This is a genomic window from Sinorhizobium saheli (genome assembly GCF_001651875.1).
Lineage (GTDB): Bacteria > Pseudomonadota > Alphaproteobacteria > Rhizobiales > Rhizobiaceae > Sinorhizobium > Sinorhizobium saheli.
Genome location: NZ_LNQB01000063.1, coordinates 1 through 14,800, shown reverse-complemented (window position 1 = coordinate 14,800; position 14,800 = coordinate 1). Strand labels below are relative to the sequence as shown.

Sequence of the window (14,800 nt, the reverse complement as noted above, 5' to 3'; positions counted from 1 at the left end):
GGGGCTGCAAGGAGCCGCCCCGACATGAGACCGGTCTATCCACGGGCGTCGAGCTACCCGGACTTTGCCCGTCTCGTCGACCGCGACAAGGCCCAGGTCGACCGCCGAGTCTTCGTCGACAAGGCAATATACCAGGCGGAACTGCAGCAGATCTTTGCCCGCGCCTGGCTGTTCCTGGCGCATGAGAGCCAGATTCCCAATCCCGGCGACTTCCTGCGCACCTCGATGGGCGAGGATGACGTGATCGTCGTGCGGCAGCGGGACAAGACGGTGAAGGCCTTCCTCAATTCCTGTCCGCATCGCGGCAACAGGGTCTGCATGGTCGACGCGGGAACCAGGGCGCGCGGTTTCATCTGCAACTATCACGGCTGGTCCTTCGGCATCGACGGCGCGCTGCGCGGCACCGACGGCAAGGTCTATGAAACCGATGAAACCTTCGAAAAGGCACAGATCGGGCTCACGCCGGTTGCCCAGATCGACAGCTACAAGGGGCTGATCTTCGCCACTTTCGATCCGCAGGCGCCGTCGCTCGAGGACTTTTTCGGACCCTTCACCTGGTATCTCGACATCATGCTCGACAATGACGAGGGGGGCACCGAATTCGTCGGTGGCGCCATCCGGTCGATCATCGATTGCAACTGGAAATTCCCCGCCGAGAATTTCGTCGGCGACATTCTCCATGCCTTCTGGACGCATCAGTCCGGCGCGCAGGCCATTCTCGGCGGCGCGGTCGATCTCGGCAAGCGCTACGACGAGCTGGCATTCCAGGCATCGGTCTACGGCCACGGCATCGAATCCAACCTCGACAAGGTCGGCAATACCCGGACGCTCGGCTATCCGGAACTGGTCGATTACGTCTTCGACCTTTCCGAAAAGGCGAGGGACCGCCTCGGCGATATCCGCGCCCGCGCCATCGGCGCCATCTCTTCCTGCACCGTGTTTCCGAATTTTTCCTTCCTGCCGGGCCAGAACACCTTCCGCGTCTGGCACCCGCGCGGACCGGGCAAGATCGAGCTGGTGGCCTGGACGCTCGTCAACAAGAACGCGCCGGAGCATATCAAGGAACTCTACCGCAAGGGCACGATGATGACCTTCTCGCCCGGCGGCGTGTTCGAAATGGATGACGGCGAGAACTGGGAATATGCGACGCGGGTCAACGAGGGCTTCGTGACCCGGCACCAGCCGCTGCACTACGCGCTCGGCCTCGGAACGGAAGACGCTGCAAGCGAGATGCCCGGCCACGTGCACCGGGGATCGCTCAACGACGCCAACCAGCGCCTGTTCTACACGCGGTGGGCCGAATTCATGAAATACGACAACTGGACGGACCTGCAGAACGGCGAGACGGCACCCCCCGTCCGTCGAGCGCAAGCCGCGGAATAGCACGATGCCGGATCTGTTGAACATTGCAAGGCCGTTCGGGGACCTCGATCGTCCGGTCGACGTCGAAACCGAGCGGGAAGTCACGCGATGGCTTCATCTGGAGGCGCGGCTCCTGGATGCCGAGCGCTATCAGGAGTGGATCGACACCATGATTGCGCCGGACATCCGCTACTGGATGCCGGACATGGATACGCGCCGCCGGGACGATCCGCGCGGAACCTTCCGGCATGGCGAATCCGCCTACTTCGATGACAGCTGGCACGAGCTGTCGGTGCGGGTGCGGCGGTACAACGAACCGTCTGCCTGGGCCGACAACCCGGCGACGCGGCATGCACATCTGATTTCGAACATCGAGGTTCATGCCACCGACGACGACGGTGTCTACGCCGTGTTTTCCGCCTTCACCAATGTGCGAAATCGCAATGAGGCCGATCAGGACATTGTCCACGGTCGCCGGGAAGATGTGCTGAGGCGCAGCGACGGCCGACTGAAACTGGTGCGCCGGAGGATCTTCATCGTTCAGAACATCCTCCTTTCCAAGAATCTCAATACGTTCTTCTGAGGTTGAAATGACGGGTCGACTACAAGGACATGTCGCGATCGTCACAGGCGGCGGAAAAGGCATCGGCCGGGCGGTGGTCGACCGCTTCGTCGCGGAAGGGGCGCGGGTCGGTGTGCTGGTCCGAAGCGAAACGGATGTCCGTTCACTGACCACGCAGCATGGCGACCACGTTCTCCCGATCATCGGCGACGTGCGGAACTGGGCGGACAATCTGGCAGCGGTCGAGGCGACGACGGAGCGCTGGGGCAGGCTCGACACCTTGATTCCCAATGCCGGCGTCTACGATTTCTCTGACCGCTTCGAGTCGATCCCGGGCGAAACGCTGGCAGAACGCTGGCGCGAGATCTTCGAGGTCAATGTCCAGGGCTATCTTCTTGCTGCCCGTGCCGGGCTGGAGCCGCTCCGCGCGTCGAGGGGCTCGATCGTCTTCACGCTGTCTTCGTCATCCTTCTATGCCGGCGGCGGCGGCACGCTTTATGTCAGCTCGAAACACGCGCTTGTCGGGACCGTGCGGCAACTCGCCTATGAGCTCGCGCCGGAAATCCGTGTGAATGCGGTCGCTCCGGGCGGCACGCGGACGGGACTGCGCGGAGCGGATGGCGATGGGCGCTCGCTCGCAGAAATCGAGGGTTTTGACGCGATGGTCGCGCGCAATGTCCCCCTCGGCTTCCTGTCGGAGCCACGGGACCATGCGGGTCTCTACGTAACCTTGGCGCTGCGCAGCGAAAGCGGTTTCGTCACATCGGAGATCATCCGATCCGATGGCGGGATCGAAGTGCGCGGCGGGCGCCGCAAAAACAGGGAGCAAGCATGACACCGAGGGAAAAGATTGGCGCGCTGAAGCAGCGCCTGCGCCTGCCTGTTATCGCCGCACCCATGTTCCTGGTGTCGGGGCCGGACCTGGTGATTGCCGCGGCGAAGGCGGGTGTCGTCGGCGCCTTTCCGGGGCCGAACGGCCGGACCATCGCGGATCTGCGGCAATGGTTCGAGACAATCCAGGCCGCACTCGGACCGGAGAAGCTGCCGTTCGCCTTCAACATGATCACCCACAACAGCTATGGCCGGTTCGAGGAAGAGATCGCGCTGGTCGAGGAATTCAAGCCCGAGATCGTGATCACCGCGCTTGGCGGGCCGCACCGGGTGACCGATGCCGTCCATGCCTATGGCGGGCAGGTGCTGGCGGATGTGAACAGCCCCACCTATGCCCGCAAGGCCATCGACAAGGGGGCGGACGGACTGGTGCTGGTCTGTGCGGGTGCCGGCGGGCATACCGGCTCCTATGCCATGGCGCCCTTCCTTGACGAGGTCAGGAGCTTCTTCGACGGACCGGTCGCGGTCGGCGGGGGCATCTCGACCGGCGCCGGCATCCTGGCGATCGAGGCCCTCGGCGCGGATATCGCCTATGTCGGCACCCGTTTCCTCGGTGCGAGCGAGACGTTGATCCCGGATGCGTACAGGCAGATGGCGGTGGCGAGCACGCTCGAGGACATCGTGCCCTCGCGTGCGATCACCGGAGCGCTGGGCAACTGGATGCGCGCCTCGCTCACGGCCTCGGGTTTCTCCGAGGCAGATCTCAAGGCTGAGGCCAGGATCGATTTTTCCGGCGACATGCATTCGGGGGCCAAGGCGTGGAAGACCGTCTGGAGCGCGGGGCAGGGCGTCGGTCAGATCCGCAAGGTGGAGCCGGTTGCGACGATTGTCGACCGGCTGGCCCTCGAATATGACGCGGCCAAGGCAAGATTGGCCGCGAGACCGGCACCGCATTTGGAGAAGATCGCATGACGCTCGCAAACACCGATATCGAAAAGATCGCGCAGGATCTGCGCGAGGCCGAGGCAAACTCGATCGTGATAGCACCGGTTCGGGACCGGGTGACGACGGCCGCCGAAGCCTATGCGATCCAGGACGCGAATGCCCGCATGCGGCTCGCCGGCGGCGGGCGGCTGGTCGGCCGGAAGATCGGCCTCACCAATCCCGCGGTGCAGAAGCAGCTGGGCGTCGATCAGCCGGACTACGGCATGCTGTTCGCGGACATGGACCTGCCGCACGGCGCGGAGCTCCCATGGAACGCCGCGGCGCAATGGAAGGCCGAGGCGGAACTCGCCTTCGTCCTCTCGCGTCCGCTGCAGGATGCCGATTGCACCATGGCCGAGGTCATGCGGGCCGTCGAATACGTGGTGCCGGCGATCGAGATCGTCGGCTCGCGAATTGAAAACTGGGACATCCGCTTTGTCGACACGGTCGCCGACAACGGGTCCTCGGCCTTCTTCACGCTCGGTCCTTCGGCACGGCGCCTGACCGAGGCCGACCTCCTGGACTGCCGGATGGAAATGCACCGCGGTGACGAACTCCTCTCTCAAGGCAAGGGCCGGCTGTGCCTGGGCTCTCCGCTCAATGCGCTTCTGTGGCTTGCGAGAGTGATGGCGGCAGCCGGGCGACCGCTCGACGAAGGCGACGTGATCCTGTCGGGCGCGCTCGGCCCGATGGTTGCGGCGACACCCGGCGCCGAATTCGTCGCGCGGATCGAGGGTTTCGGCGAAACCGCCATCAGGTTCGGGGGCTGAAGAGATGACGAAGATCAAGGCAGCAATCATCGGCTCCGGCAACATCGGAACCGACCTGATGATCAAGATCATGCGACTGTCGGACGTTCTGGAAATGGGCGCGATGGTGGGCATCGATGCCGCTTCGGACGGCCTTGCGCGCGCCGCGCGTCTTGGCGTGCCCGTCACGCATGAGGGCATCGAAGGCCTGACGCGCCTGCCGGACTACGACGACATCCGCATTGTTTTCGACGCCACGTCGGCGGGCGCGCACAAGCGGAACAATGAGATCCTGCAGCGGGACGGCAAGCAGGTCATCGACCTGACCCCGGCCGCGATCGGCCCCTTCGTCGTGCCGGCAGTGAATCTGACCGGCGACCTCGCTGCGACGAACGTGAACATGGTAACCTGCGGCGGGCAGGCGACCATCCCGATTGTCGCCGCCGTCAACCGGGTCTCGCCGGTGATCTATGGCGAGATCGTCGCTTCGATCGCCTCGAAATCGGCAGGGCCGGGAACGCGCGCGAATATCGACGAATTCACCGAGACCACGGCGCTCGCCATCGAACGGGTCGGCGGTGCGCGGCGTGGCAAGGCGATCATCATCCTGAACCCGGCCGAGCCGCCGATGATCATGCGCGACACCGTCTATTGTCTCTGCGAGGCGGCGGACCAGGAGGCTATCCGTGCCTCGGTCGAGAGCATGGTGGCCGAAGTCCAATCCTACGTGCCCGGTTATCGCCTGAAGCAGCAGGTCCAGTTCGAGCATATCGGCTCCAACCAGCCGCTCACGATCCCGGAAATGAATGGCAGCTTTACCGGCCTCAAGGTCACCGTCTTCCTCGAGGTCGAGGGCGCCGCCCATTACCTGCCGGCCTATGCCGGCAACCTCGACATCATGACCTCGGCAGCGTTGAAGACCGCCGAGCAGTTGGTGACGCAACGCAACTGGATCGGAAAGGCGGCCTGAGATGACGCAAATCTACATTCAGGACGTGACGCTGCGCGACGGCATGCATGCCATGCGGCATCAATATGACCTCGGCCATGTCCGTGCCATCGCCGAGGCGCTGGACGAGGCGGGCGTCGATGCGATCGAGGTCGCTCATGGCGACGGCATTGCCGGCTCGGCCTTCAACTACGGCTTCGGCAAGCATACCGACTGGGACTGGATTTCCGAGGCGGCCAAGGTCTGCCGGCGGGCGAAGCTGACCACGCTGCTGCTCCCGGGCATCGGTACGATCCACGATCTCAGGCGCGCGCGCGATCTGGGCGTTCAGTCGGTGCGCATTGCCACCCATTGCACCGAGGCGGACGTGGCCGCCCAGCATATCGCCGCGGCCAAGGAGATGGGGCTGGACGTCTCGGGCTTCCTGATGATGGCGCATATGTCAGCGCCCGAGGCCCTGGCCAGACAGGCGAGGCTCATGGCGGACTACGGCGCCGATTGCGTGTACTGCACCGATTCCGGCGGACGACTGGTCATGACCGATGTCGCGGCCCGGATAGACGCCTATCGTGGGGTCCTCGGCGCCGGATTTCAGATCGGCGCCCACATGCATGAAAACCTGTCGCTGTCGGTTGCGAATTCGGTGACGGCGGTCGAACGCGGCGCCTTCCGCGTTGATGCGTCTCTCGCCGGAATGGGCGCGGGGGCGGGCAATACCCCGATCGAGGCCTTCGTCGCCGTGGCCAACCTCTATGGCTGGCAACACCGGTGCGATCTCTTCAAGCTGCAGGATGCGGCCGAGGAACTCATTCGCCCGCTGCAGGACCGCCCGGTCCGGGTCGATCGCGAGACGCTGACGCTCGGCTATGCCGGCGTCTATTCCAGCTTCCTGCGCCATGCGGAAAAGGCCTCGGATCTCTATGGCGTCGACACGCGTGCCATTCTGGTGGAACTCGGACGCCGGGGCATGGTCGGCGGGCAGGAAGACATGATCGTCGACGTGGCGCTCGACATGGCGCGCGAACGGGACCGGGCCTAATGGTGACGCTTCCATCACCCTTCCGTCGGTTCCTGTTCCTTTTTGCACATGTCGGAGGCGATCAGCCTGATGGCATAGGCAGGAAACTCCTCGCGCGACATGGCGTCGAGCGAGCCGTGCAGAACGGAATCACCCATGATCAGGCAATAGGCCAGATAGGCCCGCCGGCGGGCTTCGGCCTGCGGATACCCCATGTCGCGAAAGAGCTTGGTAATGTAGTCGAACCGGATCTCGTCGACCTCGCCGACCGCGGCCCGCGGCATGTCGACACGCCGGCCCCAGTCCCGGATCGAGGTCTCGATCCGCGCAAAGGCAGGCGAGTTCCTGCGGCGCGGCAGCGCGAAGAGCGCGGACAGTCTTTCGCGGGGGTCCGAGCCGGCAATGGAAATGCTGCGAATGACATTCAGGGTCATCTGTTTTCGCCAGTGCGCCAGCATGGCGCCGAGAAGCTGGCTGCGGGTCTTGAAATGCCAGTAGAAGCTGCCCTTCGTCACGCCGAGCTTGGCGCTCAGCGTGTCGATCTTGATGCCGCGCACATTTTCGTCGACGAGGACCTGCAGGGCGGCTTCGACCCAGTCCTTTTCGTTCAGCGGGTCGTCTTTGTAGCGTTGCGTCGGGCGGCGCGTGGTCTTCGTGGGGGCGTCGTTCGTGTCAGCCAATTCGGTCTCCGCATATGTTTTCCATACTCTAGAGCACTGTGTGCCTGAGTTGAAGAGGGCTTTGTCATGCGGAAAATTGCGATCGTCGGTGCAGGGCAGGCAGGCGCTGCCTCGGCGTTGAAATTGAGGGAGCTGGGCTTCGATGGCCAGGTTTTTCTTTTCGGCGATGAAGGACTGCCGCCCTATGAACGGCCCGAACTGTCCAAGGCCTATGCGCTCGGGCTGACGGCGTTCGAGCAACTCGTGCTTCTGCCGCCCGAACTGGCGGAAGCAAGGGACATAACCTTGCGCGTGACGAGCCCCGTTCGTCGCATCGATCGTGTCGCGCGCCGCGTTGAAATCGAGTCCGGAAGCTATTCCTTCGACGTGCTCATCCTGGCGACAGGCGGGCGCGCGCGCCGACTGCCGTTACCCGCGGCGTTTGCCGGCCGGTCATTGTCGATCCGCACCAAGGCCGACGCCGACCGGTTGCGAGAGGTCGTCCGCGAGGCGGCGACCGTTGCGGTCGTCGGAGGCGGCTGGCTGGGCACGGAAGCCGCGATGACGACCCGTGGACTTGGCGCTTCCGTCGACCTGGTCGAGATGGGGCCGCGACTGTGCGGGCGGGTTGCACCGGATTGGCTCTCCCGCCGGCTTGAGGAAATGCAGCAGGCGGCCGGGGTCCGCGTACACCTGAATGCCAGGCCGTCCTTCAATGAAGACGGCACGATCACCATTGCCGACCGCCAGCTAAGCCCGGACCTGCTGATCGAAGCGATCGGCATGGATGCGAATGACGACCTGGCTCGGGCAGCCGGACTGCGATGCGCCAGCGGCGTGCTGGTGGACGGGTTCGGGCGGACCGATGACGAGAACGTCTTTGCGATCGGCGATTGCGCCACGACGGTGCTCGCGGACGGCAGATGCATCCGGCTGGAAAGCTGGCAGAATGCCAACCGGTCGGCGGAAAGGGCAGTTCGCGCGGTGCTCCGCCTGCCGGACATGCCGCCTGAACCAGACTGGTTCTGGACCACGCAGGGCAAGGACAAGATCCATATGCTCGGGCAGTGCCCCGACAATGCCGTCCAGATCGACCGGCCGGGTCCGGGTGGGCGGACCAGCCGCATCTTCATGCAGGGCGACCGGATGATCGGCTGCATCGCGATCAACAACCCGCGGGAGATTTCGGAAGCGCGCCGCGTCCTTTCGGCCGATCGTCCTCTGGACCCGGTGCGAGTGGGAAATCCCGGCGTGATGCTGTCGCATTGCGCGGTGGACCAACGCGAGGCGGTGACGGTCGGCTAGTGCATGGGGGCCGAGGCAAACGGGCAAGCCCCTATTTTTTCGGATCGGACAGTACTCATTCGTATTGACGGCGAGGGCGACGAGGGTTTGGGCAATGGCGCGAGGGAGGAGCGCCGCAGAACCGGGTGAATTGTGAATTGCATGCGCACGCGGCCGTTCGCGGACGTATCAGCTCAACGGGAGGATTTCATGAGCTTGAAGACCATTCTTTTTGCAACGACATTCCTGGCGGCCGCTGCGCCTGCCGCTCTTGCGGACGTGTCGGTGTGCATTTCCCTGTCGGCGACCGGGCCGACCTCGGCGCTTGGCACGCCTCAGCAGAATTCGGTCAAGCTGCTGCCGACGGAAGCGGCCGGCAAGACCGTGCGCTACACGGTGTTCGACGATGCGTCCGATCCGGGCGCGGCAACGCAGAACGCCCGCAAATGCGTCAACGAACAGGCGGCCGACGTGCTGATCGGGGGCAGCGGCACGCCCGTCGCAGCCGCGATCGGGGAAACGCAGACACCGTTTCTGACCCTGTCGCCGTTTGTACCGCAAGGCAAGCAGAGCGACTGGACCTTCGTCGTCCCGCAACCCGTGTCACTCATGGCCGGCGCCATCGCCGAGGACATCGCCAAGCGAGGCTTCAAGACGGTCGGCCTCATCGGCTTCAATGATGCCTATGGCGATCTCTGGATCAAGGCCATCGGGCCGATGCTGACGGACAAGGGCATCACCCTCGAGCCGGTCGAGCGCTTCGCGCGGACCGATACCTCGGTCAGCTCGCAGGTGCTGCGTCTGTCGGCGGCAAATCCCGAGGCGATCCTCGTGGTCTCTTCCGGCGCGCCTTCGGCCGGTCCGAATCTCGCGCTTGCCGAGCGCGGCTATCAGGGTCAGATCTACCACACGCATGGCTCCGCCAATGGGGCCTTCCTCAAGATCGCCGGCGACGCCGCCGATGGCACCATCCTTCCGGTCGGGCCGATCATGGTGGGCGAGCTGCTTCCGGACGGAAATCCATCCCGCCCCATCGTCATCGATTACATCGCGCGCTACGAAGCCGAACACGGGCCGGGCAGCGTCTCGCCCTTCGGCGCTTACTTCTACGACGCTGCCTTGCTGGTTCTGGCAGCCGCGGAGAAGGTTCCCGCGACCGCCGAGCCGGGTTCGCCCGAATTTAGGTCCGCGCTTCGCGATGCGCTGAAACGTGTCGAGGTTCCCGGCCTGCATGGCATGCTGCGCAATGACGGCCGCCAGCAGATGAGCAATGGCCCGGAGAACTGGATCATGTCCGTCGTCGACAACGGAACCTGGGCGATCCGCGACTAGCTCCAATCCGATATCCCGTCCGGGCAAACGCCGGGGCGGGATCCCGGAATGCACGGTCGCTCCCCTGAACGCCACCCGCACTTCCCGCGAAGCAACAACAGCCCGGACGGACTCCTTATGGACGCAACTATAGCGCTTCTTCTGGCCAAGGATGGCCTGATCAACGGTGCCATCTATGCCCTGATCGGCGTGGCCATGGTCATGGTTTTCACCCTGACCCGCGTCATCATGGTCTTCATGGGCGAGTTCATCGCTTTCGCTGCGCTGACCTATATCGCCTTGCAGCGCATATGCGAGCCAACCGATCGCCTGCTTGTTTCTCGCCCTTGCGGTGACGACCACCTTGCTCGCCTGGCGCCGATCCCACGGGCGCATGAGGCGGCAGGAGCAGTACCGGCTTCTGCTCGGCGGACTGGGCTTTCCGGCGGTGGTGAGTGCTGCGATCTGGTTCCTGTCGCCAGTCGTATTGCCGGCCTGGGTCGATGCCGTCCTTGCCGCGATGCTCGTCATACCGCTCGCCGGGCAGATCTACCGGCTCGTGTTCGAGCCGTTGGGAAATGCGTCAATCCTCGTGCTGCTGATTGCGGCGGTCGGCACGCATCTCGTCCTGATGGGCGTCGCGCTTCTTGCCTTCGGTCCGGAAGGCGCGCGTGGCGCGGCATTGTTCTCTGGGCGGGTCAGTATTGCCGGCGTGGCCTTCACCGGACAACAGATCGGCGTGCTCGCCTTCAGCATCGTTGTCCTCGTCGCGATGCATGTGTTCTTCGGGCGCAGCTATCTCGGCATGGTCCTGCGCGCAACGGCCGTCAACCGGCTGGGGGCGAAGCTGGTCGGCATTCCGACAGAGGTCTCCGGCACGACCGCATTCTGCATCTCGGGTGTGGTCGCGTCGGTCTGTGGCGTGCTCATCGCGTCGATGACAACCATCTTCTACGACACCGGCTTCATCATTGCCCTCAAGGGCTTCGTCGTTGCCGTCCTGGGTGGGCTCGTCAGCTATCCGCTGGCGATGGTTTCCGCCTTGTTTCTCGGGCTGATCGAAGCCGCCACCTCGTTTCACTGGAGCCAGTTCAAGGATGCGATCACCTACGCGTTGATCTTGCCCGCGCTGCTCCTGCGGTCGTTTACCGCGCATCAGGAGCACGAAGAATGACCATCGCCACGACCAAGAGCACCCACCCCGCCACACAAAGGCTCACGATCCACTTCCGCGTGTCACTGATCGCATTTGCCCTTCTGGCCCTGATCGTGCCGTTGATATCGCCTTCCGGCACGGTGGTCATGATGGCTTCCGCGATCGGGATCGCCTCTCTGGTGTCGATCGGCCTCGTGGTACTGACCGGCGTCGGCGGAATGACATCGTTCGGGCAAGCGGCGCTGATGGGGATCGGCGCCTACACGACGGCGGTCCTCTGTCTGAAATTCGGCTGGAGTCCATGGCTTTGCCTGCCTGCCGCCATCCTCGCGACGGGGGCGGCGTCGGCAGCGATCGGCCTGTTCACGATCCGCCTGTCGGGTCACTTCCTTCCCCTCGGCACCATCGCCTGGGCGCTTTCCCTGTATTATCTGTTCGGCGCGTCCGAATTCCTGGGCGGCTATGGCGGTCTCAGCGGAATTCCCGCCCCATGGATCGGGAGCTACAGCCTCGAGGACCCGCGAATGTTCTATCCCGTCATCTGGCTGATCGTGGCGGTGGTGGTCGTGCTGACGCTCAATCTGTTCGACAGCCGTGTCGGCAGAATAATCAGGAGCCTTCGCGCGGGACGCACGGCGGTCGAATCCTTCGGTGCCAATACACAGCAGCTCAAGCTGTTCGTCTTTGTCTATGCCGGCGTGCTGGCCGGCACGGCAGGCTGGCTCATGGCAATGTTCACGCGGTCGGTGTCGGCGTCGCCGTTCGGCCTGAACGCCGGGATCGAGTATCTGCTGATGGCTGTGATCGGCGGCGCGGGCAATGTCTTCGGTGCGATCTTCGGAGCAGGGCTCGTGGTGGTCCTGAGGAATTACCTGCAGGATCTCCTGCCGTTTCTCTCGCCTGCCGCAGGCAATGCGACGATCATCGTCTTCGGCGCGATCCTCGTCCTGCTCCTCATGAAGATGCCGCAAGGGGTCTGGGGGGCCGTCGTCCGCCGCATGCCGTTCCGCACGGTCAAGTCTCACCCCGATATCGCCGATGTCGGATTGGAGCGTCAGCCGATGCCACCGGCCGGTGCCGATCTGCTGCGGGTCAAGGGGCTGGAGCGCCGGTATGGTGGTCTGATTGCGGTAAACAACGTGGATTTCACGATCCGCGCCGGCGCCATCACCGGACTGATCGGCCCCAACGGCGCAGGCAAGAGCACGACCTTCAACCTGACGACCGGGCATGTCCGGCCGACAGCCGGAAAGGTGTTCTTCCTGGGCGGGGATGTGACCGGCATTACGCCGCGAGAAGTTGCCGGCAAGAGAGTTGCCCGCAGCTTCCAGCATGTGAAGCTGGTCCCTGACATGAACGTGCTCGACAATGTCGCGGTCGGTGCGCATCTGCGTAGCCGCAAGGGCGTGTGTTCCGGCATGCTGCGCCTGGACCGGCACGAAGAGGCGCGCATCCGTGCCGAAGCGATGGCCGCGCTTCAGCGTGTGGGGCTGGCGGACAAGGCATGGGTGGAGACCGGCACATTGGCGCTCGGCCAGATGCGCATCGTCGAGATCGCACGCGCGCTCTGCATGGACCCCGTGCTGCTTTTGCTGGACGAGCCTGCTGCGGGGCTGCGCCACCATGAGAAGCGGGCGTTGCTGACGCTGCTCCGGGAACTCGCGGCCGGCGGCATGACAATTCTGATCGTCGAGCATGACATGGGCTTCGTGATGGAGCTGACGGATCATCTCGTCGTGCTGAACTTCGGCGTTCGGATCGCCGACGGCACGCCGGCGGAAGTCCGCAGCAATCCCGCGGTTCTGGCTGCGTATCTGGGAGGTGGCGAATGACACTCGCACTCAGCATTGCCGGTGTTTCCGTCAGCTATGGGCAGGTTGCGGCAGTGCATTCGGTGGGTCTCGACCTGGAACGGGGAACGACGGCAACGATCATCGGTGCCAATGGCGCGGGCAAGAGCACTCTGCTCAATGCCATAGCCGGAATCCTGCCGATGCAGGGCAGGATCAGCTTCTTCGGCCGGGACATCGGGGACGAGAAGATCGAGGGTCGCGCCCGCTCGGGCCTCGTCCTCATCCCCGAGCGACGCGAATTGTTCTCCAGCATGACCGTCGAGGAGAACCTTCTCCTCGGAGGCTATACCCGGCGCGGCGAGGACGGCGACCAGCTCGCCGTGGTTCATGATCTCTTCCCGCGCCTGAAGGAGCGCCGCAACCAGATTGCGGTGACCCTGTCGGGCGGCGAGAGGCAGATGCTGGCCATGGGTCGCGCCATGATGAGCCGGCCGCGGGTCCTGATGCTGGACGAGCCCAGCCTCGGGCTTGCCCCGCTGATCGTCCGCGACATCCTCGACACGACGGTCAGGCTGAAAGAGGCGGGTGTGTCGATCCTGCTGGTCGAACAGAACGCCAGGGCGGCGCTTGCCGTGGCCGACACCGCCTACGTGATGGAGAACGGTCAGTTCATCCTGTCCGGCCCGGCACGAGATATCGCCTGCAATCCGCGGGTCGCCGAAATCTATATGGGGCAATCCTTGGAACCGTGAGATCGGGTATCCCATGGACGATTGACAACGAATGCACGGATTACCTTGAGCCTAATACCAACGGCGGTAGATTCTGACCGAACAGGTGCGACAGCGCGGTTCTTGCGCTTTGCGATCGGTGAAAGCGCCGGCCAAGGTTGACGAGCGCCAAAGCCTTTGCCGGAAATTCCCTGTTCACTTCGCCGGATGCGCTTCGACGTGGGTTTATGCCTATGGCAGCTAGTTCGGCGAGCGCGTAGATCGATCGACTCGCCGAACAGTTGCAGATCGGCCGGGGCAATCTCGCAGCCGATGGCGATCGACCGCGCTACATTTGCTCGGTTACCGGCCCGGCACACCCGCCCGGCTCTCGACAGCGGCCGATTGTACCGGCTCATGGTCCACCCACTCCAAGACGTGGTTGCGCTCGCTGCCCCGGCGTGCTTTGACATATGCCGGTACAGCAAAGGAGAGGTTCATGTTTCGTCCGATACTTGCCTTCGTACTCCTGTTTTTCGGCTGCCTTCCGGCTTCGTTTGCCGGCGAGGCGCAGCCCGAGTCGCGGCTCGATGCCATCATGGCCGCCGGGGTGCTGAAAGTCGGCTCGGCCGGCGACTACAAGCCTTTCACCTTCAAGGACCCAGCGACGGGCGAGTTCTCCGGCTTCGACCTCGACCAGGCCAAGAGCCTCGCAAGCGCTCTCGGCGTAAAGCTCGAGGTCGTGTCCACTTCATGGCCGACCCTGATGCAGGATTTCGAGGCCGGAAAGTTCGATGTGGCCATGGGCGGCGTTTCCGTCACCTTCGATCGGCAGAAGAAGGGGCTGTTTTCCATCCCCTACATGAAGGAGGGCAAGACGCCGATCGCCCGCTGCGCCGACCAGGGCAAATTCGAGACGCTGGCAGACATCGACAAACCGGAAGTGACGGTGATCGTCAATCCGGGCGGTACGAACGAAAAGTTCGCCCGTGCCAACTTGAAACAGGCCAGGATCGAAGTGTTCGAGGACAACACCAAAATCTTCGACCAGATCGCCGCCGGCAAGGCCGACGTGATGATGACCGACGCCTCGGAAACCCGCTACCAGCAGAAGCTGCATCCGGGAGTTCTCTGTGCGGTCCACCCCGACCAGCCGTTCAATTTTGCCGAAAAGGCCTACTGGCTCCAGCGCGACCCCTATCTGAAGGCTTTCGTTGATCAATGGCTGCACCAGTCGATGGAGAACGGTGACTACAAGGCCATCCACGCCAAGTGGTTCGAGTAAAGGAACGCTGGCGACGTGCTCGCCGCGCTCGTAGCGAGCGTACGAAGCTCGGTGGCTGACCGAATAGCCTAACAGGCTGCTGAAAATCGTGTTGCGTTACCGCAAGCCATCGCGGTGGGTGCGATTTTTTGACGGATTTCGGCAGGA

Annotated in this window: 14 protein-coding genes; 13 read left to right on the top strand and 1 reads right to left on the bottom strand. The window is 63.9% G+C overall.

Features of this window, described 5'->3' with window-relative positions; genetic code table 11:
- The first annotated feature begins 24 nt into the window (after positions 1-24).
- From ATB98_RS06890 to dmpG, 7 genes are read left to right on the top strand one after another with little or no spacing between them, the layout of a single operon-like run.
- Positions 25-1,383, top strand: coding sequence for an aromatic ring-hydroxylating oxygenase subunit alpha (locus ATB98_RS06890; RefSeq protein WP_202879841.1), 1,359 nt, complete (start codon positions 25-27; stop codon positions 1,381-1,383).
- A gap of 4 nt (positions 1,384-1,387) precedes the next feature.
- Complete coding sequence (locus tag ATB98_RS06885; RefSeq protein ID WP_066871009.1) at positions 1,388-1,945, top strand: 3-phenylpropionate/cinnamic acid dioxygenase subunit beta; 558 nt, start codon at positions 1,388-1,390, stop codon at positions 1,943-1,945.
- A 7-nt stretch (positions 1,946-1,952) separates the two neighbouring features.
- Positions 1,953-2,759 (top strand): 3-(cis-5,6-dihydroxycyclohexa-1,3-dien-1-yl)propanoate dehydrogenase, encoded by an 807-nt coding sequence (hcaB, locus tag ATB98_RS06880; RefSeq protein ID WP_066871006.1) that lies wholly within the window; start codon positions 1,953-1,955, stop codon positions 2,757-2,759.
- Positions 2,756-3,727, top strand: coding sequence for an NAD(P)H-dependent flavin oxidoreductase (locus tag ATB98_RS06875; RefSeq protein WP_066871003.1), 972 nt, complete (start codon positions 2,756-2,758; stop codon positions 3,725-3,727). Before hcaB ends, ATB98_RS06875 begins: the two co-directional genes overlap by 4 nt.
- Entirely contained in the window at positions 3,724-4,509 is a 786-nt protein-coding gene (locus tag ATB98_RS06870; RefSeq protein WP_066871000.1) for a 2-keto-4-pentenoate hydratase, read from the top strand. Before ATB98_RS06875 ends, ATB98_RS06870 begins: the two co-directional genes overlap by 4 nt.
- A 4-nt stretch (positions 4,510-4,513) precedes the next feature.
- The gene (locus ATB98_RS06865) at positions 4,514-5,458 is read left to right on the top strand and encodes an acetaldehyde dehydrogenase (acetylating) (RefSeq protein ID WP_066870997.1); all 945 of its coding nucleotides are present in this window, start codon (positions 4,514-4,516) and stop codon (positions 5,456-5,458) included.
- Between the two features lies 1 nt (position 5,459).
- Positions 5,460-6,476, top strand: coding sequence for a 4-hydroxy-2-oxovalerate aldolase (gene dmpG, locus ATB98_RS06860; RefSeq protein WP_066870995.1), 1,017 nt, complete (start codon positions 5,460-5,462; stop codon positions 6,474-6,476).
- A gap of 14 nt (positions 6,477-6,490) precedes the next feature.
- Here dmpG and ATB98_RS06855 read toward each other — a convergent pair whose 3' ends face one another.
- The gene (locus ATB98_RS06855; protein WP_202879840.1) at positions 6,491-7,135 is read right to left on the bottom strand and encodes a TetR/AcrR family transcriptional regulator; all 645 of its coding nucleotides are present in this window, start codon (positions 7,133-7,135) and stop codon (positions 6,491-6,493) included.
- 66 nt (positions 7,136-7,201) lie between these two features.
- Here ATB98_RS06855 and ATB98_RS06850 point away from each other — a divergent pair, with 66 nt between their 5' ends.
- The 6 genes from ATB98_RS06850 to ATB98_RS06825 all read left to right on the top strand — a co-directional run bounded on the left by ATB98_RS06850 (position 7,202) and on the right by ATB98_RS06825 (position 14,653).
- Entirely contained in the window at positions 7,202-8,419 is a 1,218-nt protein-coding gene (locus tag ATB98_RS06850) for an NAD(P)/FAD-dependent oxidoreductase (protein ID WP_066870993.1), read from the top strand.
- A gap of 189 nt (positions 8,420-8,608) precedes the next feature.
- On the top strand, positions 8,609-9,730 hold the full coding sequence (locus ATB98_RS06845) for an ABC transporter substrate-binding protein (RefSeq protein WP_066870990.1): 1,122 nt from the start codon (positions 8,609-8,611) through the stop codon (positions 9,728-9,730).
- 313 nt (positions 9,731-10,043) lie between these two features.
- A complete protein-coding gene (locus ATB98_RS06840) occupies positions 10,044-10,883 on the top strand; it encodes a branched-chain amino acid ABC transporter permease (protein ID WP_084435344.1) in 840 nt (279 codons plus the stop codon).
- Positions 10,880-12,697 (top strand): branched-chain amino acid ABC transporter ATP-binding protein/permease, encoded by a 1,818-nt coding sequence (locus tag ATB98_RS06835; protein WP_066870987.1) that lies wholly within the window; start codon positions 10,880-10,882, stop codon positions 12,695-12,697. The genes ATB98_RS06840 and ATB98_RS06835 overlap by 4 nt, the downstream gene beginning before the upstream one ends.
- On the top strand, positions 12,694-13,410 hold the full coding sequence (locus tag ATB98_RS06830; protein ID WP_066870984.1) for an ABC transporter ATP-binding protein: 717 nt from the start codon (positions 12,694-12,696) through the stop codon (positions 13,408-13,410). The genes ATB98_RS06835 and ATB98_RS06830 overlap by 4 nt, the downstream gene beginning before the upstream one ends.
- A 457-nt stretch (positions 13,411-13,867) precedes the next feature.
- A complete protein-coding gene (locus ATB98_RS06825) occupies positions 13,868-14,653 on the top strand; it encodes a transporter substrate-binding domain-containing protein (protein WP_066870981.1) in 786 nt (261 codons plus the stop codon).
- Positions 14,654-14,800 lie beyond the last annotated feature (147 nt).

Excerpts from the sequence above, each read along its gene's own strand:
- ATB98_RS06890 (WP_202879841.1), top strand. The coding sequence starts at position 25 with ATGAGACCGGTCTATCCACGGGCGTCGAGCTACCCGGACTTTGCCCGT.
- ATB98_RS06885 (WP_066871009.1), top strand. The coding sequence starts at position 1,388 with ATGCCGGATCTGTTGAACATTGCAAGGCCGTTCGGGGACCTCGATCGT.
- hcaB (WP_066871006.1), top strand. The coding sequence starts at position 1,953 with ATGACGGGTCGACTACAAGGACATGTCGCGATCGTCACAGGCGGCGGA.
- ATB98_RS06875 (WP_066871003.1), top strand. The coding sequence starts at position 2,756 with ATGACACCGAGGGAAAAGATTGGCGCGCTGAAGCAGCGCCTGCGCCTG.
- ATB98_RS06870 (WP_066871000.1), top strand. The coding sequence starts at position 3,724 with ATGACGCTCGCAAACACCGATATCGAAAAGATCGCGCAGGATCTGCGC.
- ATB98_RS06865 (WP_066870997.1), top strand. The coding sequence starts at position 4,514 with ATGACGAAGATCAAGGCAGCAATCATCGGCTCCGGCAACATCGGAACC.
- dmpG (WP_066870995.1), top strand. The coding sequence starts at position 5,460 with ATGACGCAAATCTACATTCAGGACGTGACGCTGCGCGACGGCATGCAT.
- ATB98_RS06850 (WP_066870993.1), top strand. The coding sequence starts at position 7,202 with ATGCGGAAAATTGCGATCGTCGGTGCAGGGCAGGCAGGCGCTGCCTCG.
- ATB98_RS06845 (WP_066870990.1), top strand. The coding sequence starts at position 8,609 with ATGAGCTTGAAGACCATTCTTTTTGCAACGACATTCCTGGCGGCCGCT.
- ATB98_RS06835 (WP_066870987.1), top strand. The coding sequence starts at position 10,880 with ATGACCATCGCCACGACCAAGAGCACCCACCCCGCCACACAAAGGCTC.
- ATB98_RS06830 (WP_066870984.1), top strand. The coding sequence starts at position 12,694 with ATGACACTCGCACTCAGCATTGCCGGTGTTTCCGTCAGCTATGGGCAG.
- ATB98_RS06825 (WP_066870981.1), top strand. The coding sequence starts at position 13,868 with ATGTTTCGTCCGATACTTGCCTTCGTACTCCTGTTTTTCGGCTGCCTT.